This window comes from Methylosinus sp. is20ea (genome assembly GCF_059718135.1).
On record NZ_AP046088.1, the window covers coordinates 2,227,858 to 2,250,065 of the forward strand.

At 66.3% G+C, this 22,208-nt stretch carries 23 protein-coding genes; 3 read left to right on the forward strand and 20 right to left on the reverse strand.

The features are described from left to right. Position 1: 1 nt before the first annotated feature. Positions 2–907 carry an SDR family oxidoreductase gene (locus AC6IY7_RS10180; protein WP_497778841.1) on the reverse strand — a complete coding sequence of 302 codons (906 nt, stop codon included), beginning with the start codon at positions 905–907 and terminating at the stop codon, positions 2–4. Between the two features lie 77 nt (positions 908–984). Between AC6IY7_RS10180 and AC6IY7_RS10185 the strand changes: the two genes are divergently transcribed. Beyond that, on the forward strand, positions 985–1,434 hold the full coding sequence (locus AC6IY7_RS10185) for a winged helix-turn-helix transcriptional regulator (RefSeq protein WP_497778842.1): 450 nt from the start codon (positions 985–987) through the stop codon (positions 1,432–1,434). Positions 1,435–1,446: 12 nt separating this feature from the next. Here the strand turns inward: AC6IY7_RS10185 and AC6IY7_RS10190 are convergent, their stop codons facing one another. The 9 genes from AC6IY7_RS10190 to AC6IY7_RS10230 form a co-directional block, all read right to left on the reverse strand. Beyond that, positions 1,447–2,754, reverse strand: a complete 1,308-nt coding sequence (locus AC6IY7_RS10190; protein WP_497778843.1) for an HlyC/CorC family transporter — start codon at positions 2,752–2,754, stop codon at positions 1,447–1,449. Between the two features lie 17 nt (positions 2,755–2,771). After that, entirely contained in the window at positions 2,772–4,580 is a 1,809-nt protein-coding gene (gene aroB / locus AC6IY7_RS10195; protein WP_497778844.1) for a 3-dehydroquinate synthase, read from the reverse strand. A 47-nt stretch (positions 4,581–4,627) separates the two neighbouring features. Then, the gene (locus tag AC6IY7_RS10200) at positions 4,628–5,338 is read right to left on the reverse strand and encodes an NUDIX hydrolase (RefSeq protein WP_497778845.1); all 711 of its coding nucleotides are present in this window, start codon (positions 5,336–5,338) and stop codon (positions 4,628–4,630) included. Beyond that, positions 5,335–6,240, reverse strand: coding sequence for a PhzF family phenazine biosynthesis protein (locus AC6IY7_RS10205; protein WP_497778846.1), 906 nt, complete (start codon positions 6,238–6,240; stop codon positions 5,335–5,337). Before AC6IY7_RS10205 ends, AC6IY7_RS10200 begins: the two co-directional genes overlap by 4 nt. A gap of 19 nt (positions 6,241–6,259) precedes the next feature. Then, positions 6,260–6,721 (reverse strand): nuclear transport factor 2 family protein, encoded by a 462-nt coding sequence (locus tag AC6IY7_RS10210; RefSeq protein WP_497778847.1) that lies wholly within the window; start codon positions 6,719–6,721, stop codon positions 6,260–6,262. Between the two features lie 140 nt (positions 6,722–6,861). After that, entirely contained in the window at positions 6,862–7,320 is a 459-nt protein-coding gene (locus AC6IY7_RS10215; RefSeq protein WP_497778848.1) for a nuclear transport factor 2 family protein, read from the reverse strand. Positions 7,321–7,422: 102 nt separating this feature from the next. Continuing rightward, positions 7,423–8,442, reverse strand: coding sequence for a ketol-acid reductoisomerase (gene ilvC, locus AC6IY7_RS10220; protein WP_497778849.1), 1,020 nt, complete (start codon positions 8,440–8,442; stop codon positions 7,423–7,425). 207 nt (positions 8,443–8,649) lie between these two features. After that, the gene (gene ilvN, locus AC6IY7_RS10225) at positions 8,650–9,201 is read right to left on the reverse strand and encodes an acetolactate synthase small subunit (RefSeq protein WP_497778850.1); all 552 of its coding nucleotides are present in this window, start codon (positions 9,199–9,201) and stop codon (positions 8,650–8,652) included. An 86-nt stretch (positions 9,202–9,287) separates the two neighbouring features. Further along, entirely contained in the window at positions 9,288–11,060 is a 1,773-nt protein-coding gene (locus AC6IY7_RS10230) for an acetolactate synthase 3 large subunit (RefSeq protein WP_497778851.1), read from the reverse strand. Positions 11,061–11,669: 609 nt separating this feature from the next. On the opposite strand from AC6IY7_RS10230, the gene AC6IY7_RS10235 reads away from it, so the two are divergent. Continuing rightward, a complete protein-coding gene (locus AC6IY7_RS10235; protein WP_497778852.1) occupies positions 11,670–12,188 on the forward strand; it encodes a TIGR00645 family protein in 519 nt (172 codons plus the stop codon). A gap of 18 nt (positions 12,189–12,206) precedes the next feature. Here AC6IY7_RS10235 and AC6IY7_RS10240 read toward each other — a convergent pair whose 3' ends face one another. From AC6IY7_RS10240 to AC6IY7_RS10280, 9 genes are all read right to left on the reverse strand, one after another. Then, the gene (locus AC6IY7_RS10240; protein WP_497778853.1) at positions 12,207–12,512 is read right to left on the reverse strand and encodes an alkylphosphonate utilization protein; all 306 of its coding nucleotides are present in this window, start codon (positions 12,510–12,512) and stop codon (positions 12,207–12,209) included. A 122-nt stretch (positions 12,513–12,634) separates the two neighbouring features. Next, a complete protein-coding gene (locus tag AC6IY7_RS10245) occupies positions 12,635–13,069 on the reverse strand; it encodes a hypothetical protein (RefSeq protein WP_497778854.1) in 435 nt (144 codons plus the stop codon). Positions 13,070–13,106: 37 nt separating this feature from the next. Next, positions 13,107–13,286: a hypothetical protein gene (locus tag AC6IY7_RS10250; RefSeq protein ID WP_497778855.1), complete on the reverse strand. Its 180-nt coding sequence runs from the start codon at positions 13,284–13,286 to the stop codon at positions 13,107–13,109. A gap of 116 nt (positions 13,287–13,402) precedes the next feature. After that, on the reverse strand, positions 13,403–14,551 hold the full coding sequence (locus tag AC6IY7_RS10255; protein WP_497778856.1) for an ABC transporter permease: 1,149 nt from the start codon (positions 14,549–14,551) through the stop codon (positions 13,403–13,405). Next, entirely contained in the window at positions 14,548–15,474 is a 927-nt protein-coding gene (locus tag AC6IY7_RS10260; protein ID WP_497778857.1) for an ABC transporter ATP-binding protein, read from the reverse strand. The genes AC6IY7_RS10255 and AC6IY7_RS10260 overlap by 4 nt, the downstream gene beginning before the upstream one ends. Next, on the reverse strand, positions 15,471–16,451 hold the full coding sequence (locus AC6IY7_RS10265) for an HlyD family secretion protein (protein ID WP_497778858.1): 981 nt from the start codon (positions 16,449–16,451) through the stop codon (positions 15,471–15,473). The genes AC6IY7_RS10260 and AC6IY7_RS10265 overlap by 4 nt, the downstream gene beginning before the upstream one ends. Before the next feature lie 154 nt (positions 16,452–16,605). Further along, positions 16,606–16,893 carry a type II toxin-antitoxin system HicB family antitoxin gene (locus tag AC6IY7_RS10270; protein ID WP_497778859.1) on the reverse strand — a complete coding sequence of 96 codons (288 nt, stop codon included), beginning with the start codon at positions 16,891–16,893 and terminating at the stop codon, positions 16,606–16,608. Positions 16,894–16,982: 89 nt separating this feature from the next. Then, positions 16,983–18,500, reverse strand: coding sequence for an aldehyde dehydrogenase (adh, locus tag AC6IY7_RS10275; RefSeq protein ID WP_497778860.1), 1,518 nt, complete (start codon positions 18,498–18,500; stop codon positions 16,983–16,985). Positions 18,501–18,635: 135 nt separating this feature from the next. After that, positions 18,636–19,622 (reverse strand): helix-turn-helix domain-containing protein, encoded by a 987-nt coding sequence (locus AC6IY7_RS10280; RefSeq protein ID WP_497778861.1) that lies wholly within the window; start codon positions 19,620–19,622, stop codon positions 18,636–18,638. A gap of 423 nt (positions 19,623–20,045) precedes the next feature. Between AC6IY7_RS10280 and AC6IY7_RS10285 the strand changes: the two genes are divergently transcribed. After that, positions 20,046–21,107 carry a DUF2778 domain-containing protein gene (locus AC6IY7_RS10285; protein WP_497778862.1) on the forward strand — a complete coding sequence of 354 codons (1,062 nt, stop codon included), beginning with the start codon at positions 20,046–20,048 and terminating at the stop codon, positions 21,105–21,107. 235 nt (positions 21,108–21,342) lie between these two features. On the opposite strand, the gene AC6IY7_RS10290 is transcribed toward AC6IY7_RS10285, so the two are convergent. Next, positions 21,343–22,158, reverse strand: a complete 816-nt coding sequence (locus AC6IY7_RS10290; RefSeq protein WP_497778863.1) for a tetratricopeptide repeat protein — start codon at positions 22,156–22,158, stop codon at positions 21,343–21,345. Positions 22,159–22,208: the final 50 nt, after the last annotated feature.

A 22,208-nucleotide genomic window follows, 5' to 3' on the forward strand; every position in this document is an offset into this window, starting at 1 on the left:
GTCATTCGGCGCTGGAGGATGCGGCGAGAGTCGCCCATGTCTGCGCGATCGTGACCTCGTAAGGCGTCGTCGGTCGACCGATCAGCGCCCTGAACTGGCCGCCATTGTCGAATAGCGCGCCTTTTGCCGCGCCGGCGTCGGAATCGGCGAGCAGAGCGGCGAATCCGTCCGGCAGGCCGGCGCCGACGAGAGCGGCGGCGAAATCGGCCTCGGACAGGTTCCGATAGATGATCTTTCGCCCCGAGGCTTCGCTGATCGCGGCGGCGAATTCGGTGAGCGTATAGGCGTCGTCTCCGGCCAATTCATAGATGCGGCCGGCATGATCCGCGCCCGTCAGCACGGCGGCCGCGGCCTCGGCGTAATCGGCGCGCGCGGCGGAGGCGATCCTGCCATCGCCTGCCGCGCCGATGAAGACGCCATGCGCCAGCGCCGGCGCGATGGAGGCGGCGTAATTTTCCGTGTACCAGCCGTTGCGCAGCAGCACGAAAGGCGTTCCGCTGGCGCGCAAGACAGCTTCCGTCTCACGGTGCTCCTGCGCCAGCGCCAGCGGCGAGACATCGGCGCGCAGCAGGCTCGTATAGGCGATGAGGCCGACGCCAGCCCGCGTCGCCGCCTCTATCACATTGCGATGCTGAGCCGTTCTCTGGCCCACTTCGCTCGACGAGATCAGCAACAGCCGGTCGACGCCTTCGAAGGCCGTCGCGAGCGTCTCCGGCCGCGCGTAATCGGCGATTCGCAGCTCGACCCCGAGCGCGGCGAGGGCGCGGGCGGCGTCGCTGTCGGTCCGGCGCACGCCGGCGATGATCTGCGTCGCGGGCCCGCTTCGCAGCAGCGCGTGGATGACGAGCCGGCCGAGCTGGCCGGTCGCGCCGGTCACGAAAATGCGCGGGGTGATGATCGAGGTCATGGGATGGTTCTTTCCAGGTTCATTTCTGATACAAGGTAACTATCCGAGACCGCTAACCCCGTGAAGGAGGCAGTTTTTTGGGACGTGGTGACCTCGAGGGAACCGTCTCGCCGAGCGGGCGGGACGAACTCGCGCGCAAATTCGCCGAATGGCGGAGCCTGGTCCTGGACGCGAGCCGCTGTCCGGTGCGCGACGTGCTGGATCGCGTCGGCGACAAATGGACGACGCTGATAGTGATGGCGCTGGCCGGCGGGCCACAGCGATTCGGCGCGCTCACCCGCGCGGCGCCGGATATTTCCAAGCGCATGCTGACGCAGACGCTGCGCAATCTGGAGCGGGACGGATTGGTCGCGCGCTCGGTCTATCCGACCAAGCCGCCGAGCGTGGACTATCGGCTGACGTCCCTGGGCGAGGCGATGTTGGAGCCGCTCGCGGCGCTCATTCGCTGGGCGGAGCAGAGCCATCCGGCGATTGTCGCGGCGCGGCGACGCTTCGACGAAGGGCCGGCCGAGGAGAGCGCGCCGTGATCCGGGCGCGCGTCAGTCCGGCTCCTTGGCCTCGGCGGGCGTCACTTTCAGCACGGTGATGCGATTGCGCATCTTGCGCAGCACCTCGAAGCGGAAACCGTGGAAGTTGAACACCTGCCCCGCCTCGGGAATGGCCGCCGCCTCATGGATGACGAGGCCGGCGATCGTCGTCGCCTCCTCGTCCGGCAGGCTCCACTCCATCACTCGGTTGAGGTCGCGCACCGGCACGGCGCCGTCGACGAGCACCGAGCCGTCCTCCTGCGGGCGCACGCCCTGCATGGCGAGGTCATGCTCGTCGCGAATATCGCCGACGATCTCCTCCAAAATATCCTCGAGCGTGACGAGGCCCATCACCTCGCCATATTCGTCGACGACGAGCGCGAAATGCGTCTTGCGCTTGAGAAAGGCCTCGAGCTGATCCTCGAGCGTCGTCGATTCCGGCACGAACCATGGCTCGAGCGCAATGTCGTCTATGCTGAGCTTGGAGAAATCCGCTCCCGCCGCGTCGAGCGCGCGCAAGAGGTCCTTGGAGTGGATGACGCCGATGAAATTATCCGGCTGGTCGCGCCATAGCGGCATGCGCGTGAAGGGCGAGGCCAGCACCTCGCGCACGATCTGCTCGGGCGGCAGATCGGCGTCTATCGTGCGCATTTTGGTGCGATGGATCATCACATCGGCGACATGCAGCACCTGAAGATCGAGCACGCCGCCGAACATGTCGCGCCAATTGCGCTCGACGGTTCCCTCTTCGTGCATGATGTCGACGGCGCTCTTGAGCTCGTCATAGGGCGAGAGCAGCGTGCGGCCATGGCCGATCTCGACGCCGGCGAGCTTCAGCACGCCGCGCACAAAGGCCTCGACGCCGATGAGCAGCGGGCCGAAGATGGCGACGAACAGGCTGATGACGCGGGCGACGCGCAGCGACAGCCGGTCGGGATGGTTGATCGCCACCGTCTTCGGCAGAACCTCCGCGAAGACCAGCAGCAGAATGGTCATGATGATGGTGGCGTAGACGGCGCCGCTCTCGCCGGTGAGATAGACCAGCACGCTCGTCGTGAAGGCCGAGCCGCCGATATTGACGAGCGTGGAGCCGAGCAGCAGCGCCGCGATCATGCGATTGCGCTGGCGCAGCAGCCGGTTGACGAGCGTCGCGCGGCGGTCGCCCTCCTTCTCCAGCGCATGCATATGGGCGTGCGAGGCGGCGGTCAGCGCCGTCTCCGAGGCGGAGAAGAAGGCCGACAGCAGAACGCATAGCAGGACCACGAAGGCCGCGACCCAAATGTCGATCTTCTCGAGGCCCGTTTCGACGCCGCCGTGCATGATGAACCTATTCGCGCCTACTCGCGGGCGATCTCGTCTTTGAGGAAGCTGCGCACGGCATCGACCTCGATGCCCTTGGCGACGAAAGATCGTCCGATCCCACGCGCCAGAATGAAGGTGAGCGCGCCGCGCTCGACCTTCTTGTCCTGGAACATGGCGTCGAGCATGGCGTCGGCGTCGTCGCGCCAGCCGGGAATGTCGCGGATGCGGGTCGGCAGGCCGACGCGCGCCAGATGGCGGCCGACGCGCTCGGCGTCCTGCAGGCTGGCGAGGCCGAGCCGCGCCGAGAAGCGGAAGGCGCTGACGAGGCCGATGGCGACGCCCTCGCCGTGGACGAGGCGCGCGCTGTCGTAATGGACGAGCCGCTCCAGCGCATGGCCGAAAGTATGGCCGAGATTGAGCAGCGCGCGGTCGCCCTGCTCGGTCTCGTCGCGGGCGACGATCTTGGCCTTGGAGCGGCAGCTCACCGAGATCGCCTCGACGCGCGCGGCGCGGTCGGCGAAGACGGCGGAGGCGTTGTTCTCCAGCCATTCGAAGAAGAAGGCGTCGTCGATGAGGCCGTATTTGACGACCTCGGCGTAGCCGGCGCGGAACTCGCGCAGCGGCAGCGTCGCCAGAGCGTCGACATCGGCCAGCACCAGCGCGGGCTGATAGAAGGCGCCGACGAGATTCTTGCCCTGCGGCGTGTTGATGCCGGTCTTGCCGCCGACGGAGGAGTCTACCTGCGCCAGCAAAGTCGTCGGCACCTGCACGAAGCGCGAGCCGCGCCGCACGCTCGCCGCCGCGAAGCCGGCGAGATCGCCGACGACGCCGCCGCCGAGCGCCAGCACAATGTCGCGCCGCTCTATGCGGGCCTCGAGAATCTCCTCGCAGACGCGCTGGAAGACGGGGAAGGACTTCGAGCCCTCGCCGGGCTCGACGATGATGGAGGTGGCGCGAATGCCCCGGCTCTCGAGGCTGTGGCGCAGCACGGGGAGCTGCAGCCGCGCGACATTGGCGTCGGTGACGATGGCGCAGGCCGCGCCCGGCGCGATGCGCGCGAGATGCTCGCCGGCCTGCTCGAGCAGGCCGGCGCCGATGATGATGTCATAGGCGCGGTCGCCGAGCCCCACCTCGACAGTCTGCGGATCGACGGGGGCGGGCGGCGTTCGTGACGTCATGAATCTGGTAAACCCTTGTGTCGTGGCGCTTTCCGGCGCGCCCACGGCCCAGGCGAGCAGCGCCGTCACCGTCTCCTCGACCATCACCTCATGCGGCACGTCGCGGGAGAGGACGGCGATGTCGGCCTGGCGGTAGACCGGATAGCGCTCGTCCATCAGCCGGCGCAGCACGGCGGCGGGGTCGCTGGTCTGCAGCAGCGGCCGGTCGCCCTTGCGGCGCACGCGGCGCAGCAAAACGTCATGGGCGGCGTCGAACCAGAGCGAGACGCCGCGCTCCTTCACGCGGCTGCGTGTGGTCTCGTCCATGAAGGCGCCGCCGCCGGTCGCCAGCACGCAGGGCTCGCCGGCCAGCAGGCGGGCGATGACGCGGCGCTCGCAGTCGCGGAAATGCGCCTCGCCATATTTGGCGAAAATATCGGGGATCGGCATCCCTGCCGCGGCGGCGACGATCTCGGCGTCGGCGTCCTTGAACGGCAGGCCGAGCCGCTGCGCCAGGCGCTGGCCGATCGAGGTCTTGCCGGAGCCCATCATGCCGACGAGAACGAGCGAGCGGCCGAGCAGAGCGCCGCGAATGGCGCGCGCGCTGTCCTCGGGCGGCGTCGGGCCGCCCGGTCGCGCCGCATGGCCGCCGATGGTGTGGCCGCCGATCGCTTGCACTTTGCTCATGACGAGCAATCTACACTGCGCCCGCAGGAAATTCAGCCCCGATTTGCTCATTCGGGGAGCAGCGGCTCGAGAAAACGGCGGATGAAGTCCAGCATGCGCGGCTCGGCCAGATCGGCGCGCCGCGCCGCCATGCGCACGCCGGCCAGCTCGGGCTTCTTTTGCGAGGCGATACGGGCCGTCACGCGCGCTTCGAGCTCGGCGGCGGCGAGCGGCGATTGGGCGATTCGCATGCAGGCGACGCGCGGCCCGGCGAAGACGATGGTCCAGTCGGGAGCGAGCGCCACCTCCTGCGGCGTGACGCCGGTCTCCTCCTCGAGCTCGCGCAGCAGATTGGCCTCGAGATCGACGAGCCCGTCGCGCAGATCGCTCGGGTCCGGCGTGCCGGCGGGGAAATAGATCGCGCCGGCGGCGGAATGTTCCGCGCCCATCTCGCCGAGCAGAAAGGCGCCGTCGGCCGAGCGCAGCGCCGGCATGGAGAAGCAATTATGGACGGCGGCGTCCGGAAAGCCGAAATCCCGCCAGGCGAGAAAGCGCGAGAAGCGCGTTTGAAAGAATTTGACGCCGAGCGTCGCGCCATCGCCGCGCGAGACGCCATGGGCGAGCAGCACCGGCCCGTCGAAGAGGGCCGGAATCGCGGCGCGCCGCTCCGCCCAATGGGCGTCGATCTCCGCGCCGCGCAGCCGGTCGAAGGCCCAATCATGCGGCTCGACGACGCAATGCAGTGCGGCGACGGTGGCGATCTCGAACGCGTCGCTCATAGGTCGAGGTCCCCGCGCTGAATCAGGACCGCATGTCCCGCCACTGTGACCGCGGCGAGCCGGCCCGATTCGATGCGCGAGCCGAGAATGATGCGGGAGGGGCGCCCCATGGCGTAGCCCTGCTCGATGACGAATTCATGCTCGCCGTCCTCGGGCGACTCGAAGGCGTGGGCGACGCCGGCGAAGGCCGCCGCGGCGGAGCCCGTCGCCGGGTCCTCGCCAATGCCGACGCCATTGGCGAACATTCTGGCGCAGACCGCGCTCGACGGCTCCACGGTCTCGCTCGTGTAGAGATAGGCGCCGATGCGCTCGCCCAGCAGGGCGGGGAAGGCGGCAGGGTCCGGCCGCGCGCGATCGAGCGCCGCGCGGGAGCGGACCGGAACGAAAACCAGCTCCACCCCCGCGGAGAAGCTCGACGGGATGTGGCGGCTAAAGCCGATCTCCTCCGCCTCGAGGCCGAGCGCATGCGCCAGCGGCTCGGCGTCCGGCGCCGGCGCGCCGCGGACGGGCAGGCGCGGCGCCTCGAAGCGGGCCAGAACGGCGCCGGAGGCGTCCCGAACGACCTCGCAGCGGACGAGGCCGATCTCTTCCTCCAGCGCGATGACGACGCCGTGGCGCGTCACCATCTCCGGCGCGCGCAGCGTCGCCAGCAGCACCGCCGTTCCGACGGTCGGATGGCCGGCGAATGGCAGCTCGACGCCCGGCGTGAAGATGCGCAGCCGGGCCGTGTTCACCGGATCGCGCGGCTCCAGCACGAAGACGGTCTCGCTCAGATTGAACTCGCGGGCGATCGCCTGCATCGTCGCGCAATCGAGCCCGTCCGCGCCGAGCACGACGGCGAGCGGATTGCCGGCGAAGCGACGCGTCGTGAACACGTCGAGAGTGGAAAAGCGCAATCGCATGGGAAGGGCGCGGGCTCGGCTAAGGCCAGGACGGATCGCCCTGAATGTTGAGGATGGTGATCGAGTCGCGGAACTCGATCAATTCGACGACGAGGCCGTTCTCGAAACGCATGAAATCGGCGAGATCGACACGGCCTTCGAGGCCGGCGCCGCGGTGCCGCCAGCGGACGCTGCGCCGGATCGCGACGCGGCCGCCGTCGATGATGACGTCGTCGATCAGCGGCTCCGATTGGGCGAAGTCTATATTGATCGCGCGCAATATGTGGAGCAGCGCGTCGACGCCGATGTGGCGGCCGGCGTAGGGGATGCGCGATTTGTCGCCGACGAATTCGCAGACGACGTCGGGCGAGCAGAAATCCCGGACGACGCCGAAGTCGCCGTTCGCGGCGGGCTGCGCCGCGAGCAGCTCGACACGGCGCAGGATCTCGTCGCGATCGAGCCCGGGCGGCGCGCGAGAGAAAAAATCTTCGCAATTCGTCATGCAACGCCTCGATCCGCGATTATCGGGGCTAGAGCGCTCTCCCGGTCGAACGGAGTCGTTCGACCGGAAATCGCTCAACCAAGCTTTTGTTTCGACGCGTTTCCAACGCCGAACCGGCGTCCACTTCGGCTGCAAACGCTCTAAGGCTCGTCCCGCTCGATCAGCGCGTCCGCGGCGGAGCGTCCCCAGCCGTGATAGTCGAGATATTCGAGCAGCTCGACGACTTTCCCGTTCCGCCAGTACAAGAAATGCGCCATGTCCAGCGTCGCCGTATGGCCGGAATTGCGATGGCGCCAGGAGTTGCGCCATCGGACCACCGTCCGCTCGCCGTCGACGAGAATGTCGAGCACCTCGCCGCCGAGTGGCTCGTAATTGACGTCGGTCAGCCGGATATTCTCCCGGAAGGCGTCGCAGCCATGGAGGACGCCCGGAAGGAACAAGCCCTCCTTGGTGCCGTGATAATGCACGACGACATCGGGTGCGAAGTAGCCCAACATCTCGTCGATCCTGCCCGCCATGCGCAGGCGCGTGATCTCGGAAACATTGCGTCTCAATTCGCGACGATGCTCCTCATCCGGCTCGTCGATATTTGGCTGCATCGCGCTCCCCCGTCGCGAGGGCGGCCGCCCCGCCGCTCCCTTTCGACGACGCGTTCGATCCGAGCTGACTTTCGCGATATCCCCCTCCTTCGAAGAGCTCGACTAGTTGCGATCCTTGTCGACCAGCCGGTTCTTGCCGATCCAGGGCATCATGCCGCGCAGGCGTCCGCCGACCTCCTCGATCGGATGGGCCGCGTTGCGGGCCCGGGTGGCCTTGAAGGATGTCTGGCTCACCTTGTTCTCGAGCATCCAGTCGCGGGTGAATTTGCCGGATTGGATGTCCTCGAGGACGCGCTTCATCTCGGCCTTGGTGTCCTTGGTGATGATGCGTGGGCCGGTGACATATTCGCCATATTCGGCCGTGTTGGAGACCGAATAATTCATATTGGCGATGCCGCCCTCATAGATGAGGTCGACGATCAGCTTCACCTCGTGGAGGCATTCGAAATAGGCCATCTCCGGCGCATAGCCGGCCTCGACCAGAGTCTCGAAGCCATTGCGGATCAGCTCGACGAGGCCGCCGCAGAGCACGACCTGCTCGCCGAACAGGTCGGTCTCGCATTCCTCGCGGAAGCTCGTCTCGATGATGCCGGCGCGGCCGCCGCCGATCGCCGAGGCGTAGGAGAGGCCGAGCTCGAGCGCATTGCCGGAAGCGTTCTGATGCACGGCGATGAGGCAGGGCACGCCGCCGCCCTTCAGATATTCGCCGCGCACCGTATGGCCCGGGCCCTTGGGCGCGACCATGATGACGTCGAGATCCTTGCGCGGCTCGATCAGGTTGAAGTGGATGTTGAGGCCATGGGCGAAGAACAGCGCCGCGCCGGGCTTGAGATTCGGCTCCAGCTCGGCGGCGTAGATCTCGCCCTGCAGCTCGTCCGGCGTCAGCATCATGACGACATCGGCCCATTTGGCGGCCTCGGCCACCTCCATCACCTTGACGCCGGCGCCCTCGGCCTTTTTGGCGGAGGCGGAGCCCTTGCGCAGCGCCACCGCGACCTCGCCGACGCCGGAATCCTTGAGGTTCAGGACATGGGCGTGGCCCTGGCTGCCATAGCCCACCACCGCGACCTTCTTGCCCTTGATCAGATTGATGTCGGCATCCCGATCGTAATAGACGCGCATATTCTCGCTTTCCCCCGCAGGACGACAGGCCGCCGTCGCTTGCCTTCAAGAGTTCTTCAACCGCCGGCCGGCGCCGGCGGTCCGTCTTTCCTGATTGATTTTACGTGGCTTTTCCGTCATCTCGGGAAGACTGCGAGATAACGGCGCATTTCGCCGACCTTTCTACGCGTCCATTGCGCGAAGGTCAAAAATTAAGGATTTGCGCGGTCAGATCGGGTCCGGTCCGCGCGAGATGGCCGCGACGCCCGTCCGCGACACCTCGACGAGCCCGATCGGGCGCATCAGATCGACGAACTCGTCGATTTTATTGGGCTTTCCGGTCAGCTCGAAGATGAAGCTCTCCGTCGTGGCGTCGACGACCCTCGCCCGGAACGCCTCGGCGAGCTGAAGCGCCGCATTGCGGTTCTCGCCCTTGCCGCGGACCTTGACCATGGCCAGCTCGCGCTCGAGCGAGCGCGCGGAGACGGTGAGATCGGTGACCTTGTGGACCGGCACCAGCCGCTCGAGCTGATGATGGATCTGCTCGATCGTCTCCGGCGTGCCGGAGGTGACGACGGTGATGCGCGAAAGCTGCTCGCCATGCGCCACCTCGGCGACCGTCAGGCTCTCGATATTATAGCCGCGCCCGGAGAACAGGCCGACGACGCGCGCCAGCACGCCCGGCTCATTGTCGACCAGCACGGCGAGCGTATGCGTCTCCACATTGGAGCGGGACGTCGGGGACGAGTAGGGTGAGGGCGGGGAGAGGGGAGCGTTCATGTTTCTGTTTCCAGCGAGTAGCGAATAACGAGCAGCGAATAGTCGAAAGCGGAGCAGCTCTATTCGCTACTCGCTATTCGCTCTTCTCACACCAGCATCTTGCCCTTCTCGTCGATGATCGAGCCGAGCTCGACGCCGGCGTCGTCCGAGAGATCGGCGAGCAGCATGTCGTTATGCGCCTTGCCCGAGGGGATCATCGGGAAGCAATTCTCGTTTTTCTCGACGAGACAGTCGAAGATCACCGGCCCGTCATAGTCGATCATCTCCTGGATCGCGCGATCGAGATCGGCCGGGTCGGAGCAGCGGATTCCCTTGGCGCCGAAGGCCTCCGCCAGCTTCACGAAATCGGGCAGCGCCTCGGAATAGGAGTGCGAGTAGCGTCCGCCATGCAGCAGCTCCTGCCACTGGCGCACCATGCCCATATATTCATTGTTGAGGATGAATATCTTGACCGGCAGCCGATATTGGATCGCCGTCGACATCTCCTGAATATTCATCAGGATCGACGCCTCGCCGGCGATATCGACGACGAGCGATTTTGGATGCGCGAGCTGCGCGCCGATCGCCGCCGGCAGGCCATAGCCCATGGTGCCGAGCCCGCCCGAGGTCATCCAGCGATTGGGCTCCTCGAAGTGATAATGCTGCGCGGCCCACATCTGATGCTGGCCGACCTCGGTGGTGATATAGGGGTCACGATCCTTGGTGAGCGCATAGAGCCGCTGCACGGCGTATTGCGGCTTGATCACCTTGTCCGAATTGCGGAAGGCCAGCGACTTGCGATCGCGCCATTCGTCGATCTTCTTCCACCAGGCGTCGAGCGGCTGCTTCTCCGCATGCATCGCCTCCGCGCGCCAGACGCGCACCAGGCTCTCCAGCACATGGCCGCAATCGCCGACGATCGGCAGATCGACCTTCACATTCTTGTTGATCGAGGAGCGGTCGATGTCGATGTGGATCTTCTTGGAGCCGGGGGAGAAGGCGTCGAGCCTTCCAGTGATGCGATCGTCGAAACGCGAGCCGACGGCGATCATCAGATCGCAGTCGTGCATGGCGTTATTAGCCTCGAATGTGCCGTGCATTCCCAGCATTCCCAGCCAGCCCGGTCCGGAGCCCGGATAGGCGCCGAGGCCCATCAGCGTCGAGGTGATCGGAAAGCCGGTGAGCGAGACCAATTCGCGCAGCAGCGTCGAGGCCGCTGGGCCGGAATTGACGACGCCGCCGCCGGTATAGAAGATCGGCCGCTTGGCGGCGGCCATCATCTTCACAGCGCGGCGGATCGAGTCGTTGTCGGCGTCGAGCTTGGGCTGATAGGTCTTGTGATGGACATTGCGCGGGCCCGTATAGGTCCCGGATGCGAATTGCACATCCTTGGGAATGTCGATGACGACGGGGCCCGGCCGCCCGTTGGAGGCGACATAGAACGCCTCGTGCAATATGCGCGGCAGATCGTCGACGTTCTTCACCAGATAATTATGCTTGGTGCAGTGGCGGGTGATGCCGACCGTGTCGCATTCCTGAAAGGCGTCGGAGCCGATGAGATGCGTCGGCACCTGGCCGGTGATGCAGACCAGCGGAATGGAGTCCATCAGCGCGTCGGTGAGGCCGGTGATGGTGTTGGTGGCGCCGGGGCCGGAGGTGACGAGCAGCACGCCGGGCCGGCCGGAGGAGCGGGCGTAGCCCTCCGCGGCATGGGCCGCGCCCTGCTCGTGGCGCACGAGAATGTGCCGCACCTTCTCCTGATGGAAGAGCACGTCATAAATGGGAAGCACGGCGCCGCCGGGATAGCCGAAAAGAACTTCGACGCCCTGATCCTTCAGGGCCTCGACGACCATTTCCGCTCCGGTCATTTGCTTCGCCATATTTCTCGAGCTCCGGTTTCTGCGACCTCTAGAATCTTTTCACGGAAACATGAAAAGACTCCCGGCTTTTGTTTCGACGCCGAACCGGCGTCCACTTCGGCTGGAAACGCTCTACGACAGCGGGCGGACGCCACGCAGGCAATAAAAAAGGCCCCCAAGAGGGCCTCGGATAAGCGCTAGCGGCGGAAAGTCGGGCTCAGACCCGTTCCGTCTCCAGCGCCCTGCCTACGAGAAGAATGCCCTTCACGGTCCGCTCCCAGTCCAAATCCGGGGCCGACGTTACGGGAGACGACCGCAGGGGTCAAGGCGATTCCGCGGGCAGGCGGGGCGCTCGGGCGAGGGACGACAATCCTCGCCCTCATGCTGAGGAGGCTCCCAGGAGCCGTCTCGAAGCACGAGGGCGAGCTCCAGAAGGCGGCGCATGAAGCTTTCCTCGTCCTTCGAGACGTGGCCTGCGGCCGCTCCTCAGGATGAGGAAAGCTTCACCCGATTCGCCCCGCGGCCGGGGACCAAGATCGATCGCGCCCGGGCCGATCGCGCCCGCGGGAGCTTGGCCGGAGGGGCGAATTCGTGTACGCCTCCGCCGCCCTCACGCCGAACGAGTCGAAGATGAAGCGCTTATTCGAATCCTTCCTGTTCCTGTCGCGCTGGCTGCTGGCGCCCTTCTTCGTCATGCTGGCGGTGGGCCTGCTCGAGCTGCTCTATAAAGCCGGCGTCCATCTCTTCGAGGCGACGGCGCATCTCGTCACCGCCACCGAATCCAATATGACGCTGCTGGTGCTCGACCTCATCGACATGACGCTCACCGGCGCGCTGGTGGTGACGGTCATGCTCTCGGTCTATGAGAATTTCGTCTCCAGGGTCGACACGAAGAATCAGCCCGGCTGGCCGGAATGGATGGGGGCGATCGATTTCTCCGAGCTGAAGCTGAAGCTGCTCTCGACGATCGTCGCCATCTCCGCGATCAAATTGCTCGAAGCCTTCATGGACGTGCCGCATATGAACGACCGGGATCTGTATTTCTATCTCGGCATTCATCTGACCTTCGTCGTCTCCACTTTGGCTTTCGCTCTGTCGGAGCGCCTCGCGAATGGCCATGGCAAAAGCCATGACGACAACGGGCATTGAAGGCGTCGAAGCGCTCGCTCAGCGCTTCTTCACGAATTCCGTTCGTAGCACCAGCCCTTTGATGCTGTCGTGGCGGCAATCGATCTCCTCCGGATCGTCGGTGAGGCGAATCGAGCGGATCACCGTGCCCTGCTTCAACGTCTGATTGGCGCCCTTCACCTTCAGATCCTTGATGAGGATGACGGAGTCGCCGTCGGCGAGGACATTGCCGGCCGCATCCTTCACGACGGTCGCTTTGGCTGCGGCCGCGGCTGCGGCCAGCTCCGACGCCGGGCGCCATTCGCCGCTCGCTTCGTCATAGACATAGTCGTCATCGTCGGCCATGCGGGCCCTTTCATCGGATTTTCAAGTCGAAGCGACGCAGAGCGGACAGGCGCGTCGGATGCGCTCTCTTAGGCGACCGCGCCGCCTCGGCGCAAGGGCGACCTCGAGCGTTGCGCGCGGGGCTAGAATCGACGCCCGGGTGGCGCGGGGGCGCATTTCAGCACAGCGATGACGCCGCCATCGTCATATTTCAGCGTGCCGGAGGCGATGTCGAGCAGGTTGCGGAAATGTTGGTCCCGACATTTGCCGCCAGCGGCGGCGCAGACGCGATCCTGGCCGAAGGTCACGGCGTTCTTGTCGACGCTGACCGCATAAGTGACCTTCTGCGTTTCGCTGGAGCCGCTCGAACCGGAGACATAGGATTCGCCGTCGCGATATTCCTCGGCGACGCCTTCCTCCCAAACGAGCTGCACGAAGCGCCGCTCGGTGTCGATATCGACCGCGACCGTCTGACTGGATCGCCCGCAATCGAGATGAATTTCTGTCGCGAGCGCATGTGGCGCGCGCGCCACGAGAAAGAGCGAGATCGCCGCGATGCCGTAAAATCTGACGTTCATGCGATCATTTCCGACATGCGCGCGCGGCGCGGCCTCGTCAATTTTTCGGCAGCGTGGCGATCCTGTCGTCGCAGGCGCTCAGCTGCGCCTCGGTCGCGGACCAATAGGAAATCTCGCACAGCGCTTGATATCGGCTGGCCACGAACATCGACCACAGGAAATAGCCGAGCCCGACGACGCCGAGCGCGAGCAGCATATTGCGACTAAAAGCGTTCATGACCGGCCCTCCGGCTGCGGCGTGTATTCGGCCGCCGCGATCCGATGATTTCGCGCGCCGGCCGACCGCCTCTTCATCCTGGCGCGGGCCCATGGCCCGGTCAAGCGCGCCCCGCCTCAGTCTAGCGTCTGCCGGAAGCGCATCACCGCGACGCTCATCGCGACCAGAGTGAAGACGCCGAGCGCGAGACTGTCGCTGGTCAGATCGCTAAAGCTCGAGCCTTTCAGCATGATGGAGCGCACGATGCGCAGATAATGGGTGAGCGGCAGCGCCTCGCCGACATATTGCGCCCATTGCGGCATGCCGTGGAAGGGGAAGAAGAAGCCCGAGAGCAGCATATTGGGCAGGAAGAAGAAGAAGGTCATTTGGATCGCCTGCAATTGATTGATGGCGATCGTCGAGAATGTGTAGCCGACCGAGAGATTGGCGGTGATGAACAAGAGCGTCAGCGGGCCGAGCACGAAAAGCGAGCCGACGATCGGCACGCCGAACAGCATTGTCGCGACGACGAGGATGATGCCCATCTGCACGCCGCCGACGACGACATAAGGCGCGATCTTGCCGAGCATGATCTCGGTCGGCCGCACCGGCATGGCCAGCAGCGACTCCATCGTGCCGCGCTCGATCTCGCGCGTCACCGACAGCGCGGTGTAGATCAGCATGGTCATTGTGAGAATGGTGCCGACGAGCCCGGGCACGATATTGCGCCGCGTCTCGCCTGCGGCGTTGTAGCGCCGATGCACGCGCACCTCGAAGGGCGCCGGCCCTTGCGCGAGCCGCGCGAGCGGACCCGTGAGCTCGCGGTCGAGCGCGCTCGCGGCCGCCGCCGTCACCGCCGAGACGGCGCCGCCGGTCGCGGTCGGATCGGTGGCGTCGGCGACCAGCAGCAGCGGCGGCTTCTCGCCGCGGATCACGCGCCGGCCGAAGTCGGGCGGAATCTCGATGACGAATTGCACGCGATTGGAGAGGATCAGCTTCTCCGCATCGGTTTCGTCCGTGGCGGCGGCGACGATGTCGAAATAATCGGTGGCGCGCAGCGCGGCGACGAAAGAGCGCGCCAGCGGCCCGTCGTCCTGCACCAGCAGCGCCGTGGCGAGATGCTTGGGATCGGCGTTGATGGCGTAGCCGAACAGCAAGAGCTGAATGAGCGGAATGCCGACGATCATCGCCAGCGTCACGCGATCGCGGCGCAGCTGGATCAGCTCCTTCACGAACATCGCATAGAGACGCCCGAGCGAGGCGCGCGCCTGCGGCGTCCACATCATCGTCGCGCCTCTATATGCGTCATGAGGTCGATGAACACATCCTCGAGCGAGGGCTCGCCGCGCGTCCATTGCTGCGGCGCGCTCTCGCCGAATTCGCGCACGATCTCGGCAAGGCGCGCGGCGTCGCGTCCGGCGACATGCAGCGCCATGCCGAAGGGCGCGACCATGTCGACGCCCTTCGTCGCCTTCAGCCGCGCCGCGAGCGCGCCGAGATCGGGGCCGGTCACGACGTAAGTGGAGAGGCCGGAGCGGGCGACGATCTCGGCGATCGTCCCCTGCGCCAACAGGCGTCCATCGGCGATATAGGCGATTTCGTGGCAGCGCTCGGCCTCGTCCATGTAATGGGTGGAGACCAGCACGGTGAGGCCGCCGGCGGCGAGCGAATGAATCTCGTCCCAGAAATCGCGCCGCGCTTTGGGATCGACGCCCGCCGTCGGCTCGTCGAGCAGCAGCAGCGCCGGGCCGGGCAATATGCAGGCTGCGAGCGCCAGCCGCTGCTTCCAGCCGCCGGAGAGCTCGCCGGCGAGCTGCTCGGCGCGCTTGTCCAACCCTAAGCGAATGATCGCCTCGCGAGCCGCCTCGACGGGTCGCGGAAGGCCATAGATGCGCGCGACGAACTCCAGATTCTCGCGGATCGACAAATCGCCATAGAGCGAGAAGCGCTGCGTCATATAGCCGACCTGGCGCTTGATCTCGTTCTGCTGCGTGCGAATGTCGTAGCCGAGACAGGAGCCGCGGCCGGAATCAGGCGTCAGCAATCCGCAGAGCATGCGGATCGTCGTCGTCTTGCCGCTGCCATTGGGGCCGAGAAAGCCGTGGATGCGGCCGCGCTCGACGCGCATTGTGAGATTGTCGACCACCTTGCGGCCGCCGAAGGATTTGGTCAGCCCTTCGGCCTCTATGGCGACGCCGGCGGCGCTCACGGCGCCGCGCTCTCGGCGGAGAGGCGCACTTGGACCGGCAGGCCGAGCGGCAGCAGCAGCGCCTTCTCCTCGAGCCGCGCCTCCACTTTGAAGACGAGCTTGGCGCGTTCCTGATCGCTGAAGATGACGGGCGGCGTATATTCCTCGCGCTGGGCGATGAAGCCGATGCGGCCCGAAAGGCCCTTCTCGCAGCCGTCGCATTCGACGGCGACGCGCGCGCCGAGCCGCGCCTCGACGAGCCGCGCCTGCGGAACATAGAAGCGCACTTTGCGATTCTCCGGCGGCAGCAGGGAGAGCGCCGGCTGGCCGGCGACGACCATCTCGCCAGCGCGGAAGAAAATATCCTGCACCACGCCCGCCGCCGGCGCGACGACCTTTTGTCGCGCGATGCGCGTGTCGAGCTGCTCGATCTGCGCGCGCGCCATGACGATGGCCGATTGCGCGGCCTCGATCTCCTGATTGCGGCTCGGCAGGCGCGCGACCTCGATCTGGCGCTCCGCCTCGGTGAGCGCGGCCTTGTCGCGGTCGCGGGCCATCACCGCCTGATCGAGCGCCGATCTCGGCGCATTGCCATGCGAAGTGAGGATGCGCTTGCGCTCATATTCGGCGGCCGAGAGCGCGAGCGAGGCGCGGGCGCGCTCGACGGCCGCCTGCAGCACGGCGATCTGCTGCGGACGATTCATGGAGGCGCGCAGATTTTCGAGCTGCGCCTGCATTTGCGCCAGCCGCGCGGCGGCCTCGGCGCGCTGGCGATCGAGCACGGGAGTGGCCATGGAGAAGAGCGGCTCGCCCTCCGTCACCGCTCTGCCGGCCTCGACGTCGAGCCGGGCGAGACGCTCGCCTTCCACCGGGCCGATATAGAGAAGCTCACCCTCGACATAGCCGAGGAAGGCGTCGGAGCCATAGGCGTCGCCGCGCAGGCGCCAGAGGCCGAGCGCGAGGGGGATCAGCAAGAGGAGCAGGAGCCAGCGTCGCATTTCCGTCCTCGCAACGGCGGACGGAGCGGGCCTGCCGGCCCAATGCGCTCGATCCGAACTTCCCCCCGGGGTCAGGCTGTTAAGTCGGGCGGGTGACGCGGTCAAGGCCCCGTTGGCGGCCGGGCTGTCGCATGGGGAGGGTCGTCGAGGGGATTTATTGCGCAGCGTCGAGCTGCGGCCGCAGCGGGATCAGCGCCACCATGAACTGCGACAGGTCCGGGGAAATTTCCGGGTCGCGCTTCAAATCGACGAGGCTGCGCGGCGCGGGGATCGGCTGGCCGTGCTCGAGCGCGACGTCCACCCAGAGCGTCAGCGCCTCGGCGGCGTTGGCCATCGCCTCGTCGAGACTATCGCCCGCGGAGACGCAGCCAGGCAGATCGGGGAACCAGACGCCGACCGCCTTTCCCTCTTCCTCTTCGACGATAGCGACGTAATGGGTCATCGGGCTCGTTCAGTCTCTGGGCGCTAGAGCAATTAATTCGATGGGAGCGGGGCGGCCGCAGGGAGGAGACGGCCGCCCCGGCCGGACGCTCAGAAGAAGCCGAGCTTGTCCGGGCTATAGCTGACCAGCAGATTCTTCGTCTGCTGATAGTGATCCAGCATCATGCGATGATTCTCGCGGCCGACGCCCGATTGCTTGTAGCCGCCGAAGGCGGCATGGGCCGGATAGGCGTGATAGCAATTGGTCCACACGCGTCCCGCCTGCACAGCGCGGCCGACGCGAAAGGCGCGGTTGATGTCGCGCGTCCACACGCCGGCGCCGAGGCCGAAAATCGTGTCATTGGCGATCGCCACCGCCTCTTCATCCGTGTCGAAGACGGTCACCGACACCACGGGTCCGAAGATCTCCTCCTGGAACACGCGCATCTTATTATTGCCGGCGAGCACTGTGGGCTTCACATAATAGCCGCCGGAGAGATCGCCGCCGAGCTCGGCGCGTCCGCCGCCGATCAAAATTTCCGCGCCCTCCTTCTGGCCGATGTCGAAATAGCCGAGGATCTTCTCCATCTGCTCCTTGGAGGCCTGCGCGCCGATCATCGTCCTCGCGTCGAGCGGGTCTCCCTGTACGATGGCGCCGACGCGCTTCACCGCCTTCTCGATGAATTTGTCGTAGATGCTCCGCTGCACCAGCGCGCGGCTCGGGCAGGTGCAGACCTCGCCCTGATTGAGCGCGAACATGGCGAAGCCTTCGAGCGCCTTGTCGAGGAAGGCGTCGTCCTCGGCCGCGACATCGGCGAAGAAGATATTGGGCGATTTGCCGCCGAGCTCCAATGTCACGGGGATCAGATTGCGCGCGGCATATTCGCCGATCAGCCGTCCCGTGCTGGTCTCGCCGGTGAAGGCGATCTTGGCGATGCGCGTCGAGGAGGCGAGCGGCTTGCCTGCCTCGAGGCCGAAGCCGTTGACGATATTGACGACGCCCGCCGGCAGAAGATCGCCGACGATCTTCGCCCATACGAGTATGGAGGCGGGCGTCTGCTCCGCGGGTTTCAGCACCACGCAATTGCCGGCGGCGAGCGCGGGGGCGAGCTTCCACGCCGCCATCAGCAGCGGGAAATTCCACGGAATGATCTGGCCGACGACGCCGAGCGGCTCGTGAAAATGATAGGCGACCGTGTCGTGATCGAGCTCCGATATGCCGCCTTCCTGCGCGCGAATCACCGAAGCGAAATAGCGGAAATGATCGATGGCGAGCGGAATGTCGGCGGCGGTCGTCTCGCGGATCGGCTTGCCATTGTCCCAGCTCTCGGCCTCCGCCAGCGCCGCGAGATTTTGCTCCATGCGATCGGCGACGGCGTTGAGAATGCGCGAGCGTTCGCCGACGCTGGTGCGGCCCCAGGCGTCCTTGGCGGCATGGGCGGCGTCGAGCGCGAGCTCTATGTCGGTCTCGTCGGAGCGTGCGACCTCGCAGAGAATCTGCCCATTGACCGGCGTCACATTCTCGAAATAGCGACCGGCGCGTGGGGCGACCCAGCGGCCGCCGATGAAATTCTCGTAGCGCGCCTCGAATTTGGGCGTGGCGGAGCGGAGGAATTCGGGCCTCGTCATGACGTTTCCCCTTGGCTGTTTCACGCGCCTTTGTGGCGTCGGGGGAGATCATCCGCCCGCGCGCCGGGTCGCGCCAGAGGGGGGAACGCATGAACGAGCGCAAGGTGTCGCAGATTTGCGACACTCGGGCGGTTTCTAATGTCCCTGCGACAATCCGAGCCGGCCGAGCTTGCGATGCAGCGTGGCGCGGCTGACGCCGAGCAGGCGCGCGGCCGCCGTCACATTGCCATTGGCGCGGGCGAGCGCGCGGCGAATGGCGCCGCGCTCGGCGTCCTCGAGCGCGGTCTTTTGCAGCTCGGCCTGCGCCTCGGCGCCGCCGGCCAGCAGATCGGCCGCCGCGAGCTGCGCCGCAATGCGCGCGTCGGTCACGCCGAGCTCGAGCCGCGCCGCCCGCGTCGCGCCGATGACGAGATCGTGCCGATCCACCGCGATCAGCGAGGCGGCGTTTCGATCCGCCTGCGGCGAGAGCAGAATGCGCGCATCGGCGAAAGCGTGGCGGAAGTTCAGCGCCTCTATCGTCCGCGCGGCGTCGACCACGGCGACGGCGAGCAGATTGGCGAGGCCGTCGGCGAGAGTCTCGCGGCAGGAGGAGACGTCGAGCGCCGCCGCGAGCCGTCCCAATTGATCGAAGATCGGCGCGGCCGTGCAGCTCAGCCCCGTGTTGCGCGTGTGAAAATGCTGGTCGCGATGGATCGTCAGCGCGCGCTCTTCGACCAGCGCGGCGCCGATGGCGTTGGTGCCTTGATGCGCCTCGCTCCACAGCGCGCCGGGCCGCAGCCCGCGCTCGTCGAAGACGGCGGCGTCGGAAGCCGCGCCGCGTCGTTCCAACGGCACGCCCTGCGCGTCGGCGAGCAGCACGCAGCAGCCGAGATCGGCGATCGCCGCGGCGAGCCGATCCACCACGCTCTGCGCGACCAAGGCCAGCGGCTCCAGCCTTTCGCGCGCCTCCCGCAATTGCGCCTCGGTGAGAATGTCCGGCGCGCAGGCCGTCTCCGGATCGAGCCCATGGAGCGTGACGCAGCGCCGCCAGGAGGCGGCGACCGCCGAGCGCGCCGGCGCGGCCGCGTCCGCGACGACCGAGCGCACGCGGCTCATGTGCGAATTGGCGATCTCTCCGCTCATGCGAAGCTCCCTCGGAAGCGGCGAATATAGAAGAAAAGCCCCTTTGGCGCATGCCTCTTCGCGTCGGGGCCGGCTCCGGCGCGCCATCGAGCTTATGCGAAGGATTTACGAAAATCTTTACTATATTGGGGCGTAATTTGCTTCCGAGCTCGGCACAGCTCACGCCGATCGCCCTCGCGTCGAGCGCGGAGGCTCGGTGCGTAGAGCTTGCGAATACTCGCGCTGAAGCTACGTAGAGCGGACAAAAAACCGCCAAATTGTAACTTCAGTTTCTAAAAAATGCTCGGGGTCGGTCAGATCAAACCTCGTTCCGGGCGCGTGTGGCGTAGTCGAATGGCTTCGAGAGAAGCGCTTCGACAGTGTGAGTAACGGAAGTCCTTCCGAAAGTGGGGGTGGATGAGAAAGAGTCCCGGTGAACGATACTTGCTCAATTCCTTGCCGCGCCGTGAAATCTCTCGCCGTATTCTGACCACGACTCTCTTCCTCGCCGGCGCCCTCACTGTGGGGGGGCTGGCGGGGCTGGCGATGCGCGCCCCCGAGGGCGCCGTGCAGCCGCCGCGGCCGATCGCCAACGCCGCGCTCGAGATCGACTCTCCGGCCGAGACCACGGCTTCGACGGCCGCGACAGCCTCGACGTCTCACGAGTCTTTCTCCATTCCCTTCGGCGTTCTGGTCGGCGATCTGCGCGCTCATGCCGCGCCCAGAACCGTTGTCGCCTCGCTGGAGACGCCGCAACCCGCGCTCCTCGCCGCGCCCCTCGTCGCGCCCACGCCGCCGGTCCGCAAGGACGCGGGGCTGGAGCCGTCGGCCGCCGGGCCGCAACTCGCCGAGGAGGAGGACGACAGCGCGCCGCTGCCGCCGCCGCGTCCGTCCGAATTCGGCCTGCGCGTCCATGGCCCTCTCGTCTCGGCGCCTCTCGGCCCGGCGGTCCGCGGCGCGCGCAAGTCGGCCTCCGCGCCGGCGCAGGGGGAGGACAGCCGCTCCTTCTTCGAGAAGGTCTTCGGCCCGCTGCAGCCGACCGGCAGGGCGCTGGCCTATGCGGCGCCGGAGACGGGGCTGTTCGACGGCCTGCGCTCCCTGACGCGCAATCCGACTTCGGCCTATGACAATCAGACGGCCGTCTACGACATCAGCGCGCATACGGTCTATCTGCCGGACGGCACGCGTCTCGAGGCGCATTCGGGCCTCGGCGACAAATTCGACGATCCGCGCTTCGTGCATGTGCGCATGCATGGCGCGACGCCGCCGCATACTTATGATCTCACCTTCCGCGAGAGCCTGTTCCATGGCGTGCGCGCGATAAGGCTGACGCCGGTCGGCGGCGAGGGCGCGATCTTCGGCCGCGCCGGCCTGCTGGCGCATACTTATATGCTCGGCCCGCGCGGCGACTCCAACGGCTGCATCTCGTTCAGGAACTACGCCGCCTTCCTGCGCGCCTTCGAGCGCGGCGAGGTCAAGCGCCTCGTCGTCGTCTCCAAGCTGTGAGCGCTTTCCGCGCCACGAAACGCGAGCTTAATTTCCAGAGGAAGCAGCAACCCTCCCCTCATGCTGAGCAGCAAACATTGTTTACAAGGAGGTCGCGAAGCGGCCGTCTCGAAGCGCGAGGGGGAGCTCCAGAAGGGCCGCGCATGAAATTTCCCTCGTGCTTCGAGACGCGGCCTTCGGCCGCTCCTCGGCATGAAGGAAATGTCGTTTCGATCGTTCCTGCGTCCGAAATCCCTCACAATTTCTTCGGCTCGTCGAAGGCGGGGAGATTGCGGCAGCCGAGCGCGCCATATTCCTCGACGCGCTTGCGCGCTCCAGAGGTGCCGCGCCGAGGCGGGTCGAGCGCGATCCAGGAAAAGAGGGTGAAAGCCGCGTCGCAGGGCTTGCCGACCGCGACATAGGCGTTGGCGAGATCGATGAACAGCTTCTCATTGACCTTGGCGCGATCGTGGAACAGCTCGATCGTCGTCTTGAATTCGCCGATCGCCGCGTCATAGCGCTTGGCGGCAAAAAGCGCCCGCGCGCGCAGATAGTGAAAATCCGGAAAAATCGGCTGCTCGGAGATCAGCGCATCGGCGATCTTCAAGGCGCTGTCGGCGTCGCCGATGCGCAAAAACAGCTCGCTCGCGCGGCCCTTCTCAATCGCGCTGTCGGGACAAGCGTCGGCAAAGCCACGATAGGCGCGGGCGGCGACGCGCTCCTCCGCCTCGACAGTCAGCGCCTCGGCCAAAGCGGCGATGGCGCGCTTGTCGCAGGGCTCGCGCAGCAGCTTGGCGAGCGGGGCGGAGATTTTGGGCGAGGCGACGAGGCCGGCCCGCAGCGGCTCCATCTCCAGCCGGTCATAGACGGGGGCATATTCGTCGGCCGGGGTCGGCGCGCCGATGGCGCTCGCCGCCATATAGGCCTCGCGGCGCAGAAAATCGCCGAGCTCGGGCGCGATGACGATAGCGAGCCCGAGCGCGGCCGCGACCGCGACGACGGCGCCGATCCAGATGCGGCTCCTCTCCGGCGAAGGCGGCGGGGCGATACGGTCCCCGCGATCGATCTGCATGATCCGACGTCCCAAAATTCGCGCGTCGAGGATCAAAATTCGCGCGTCGA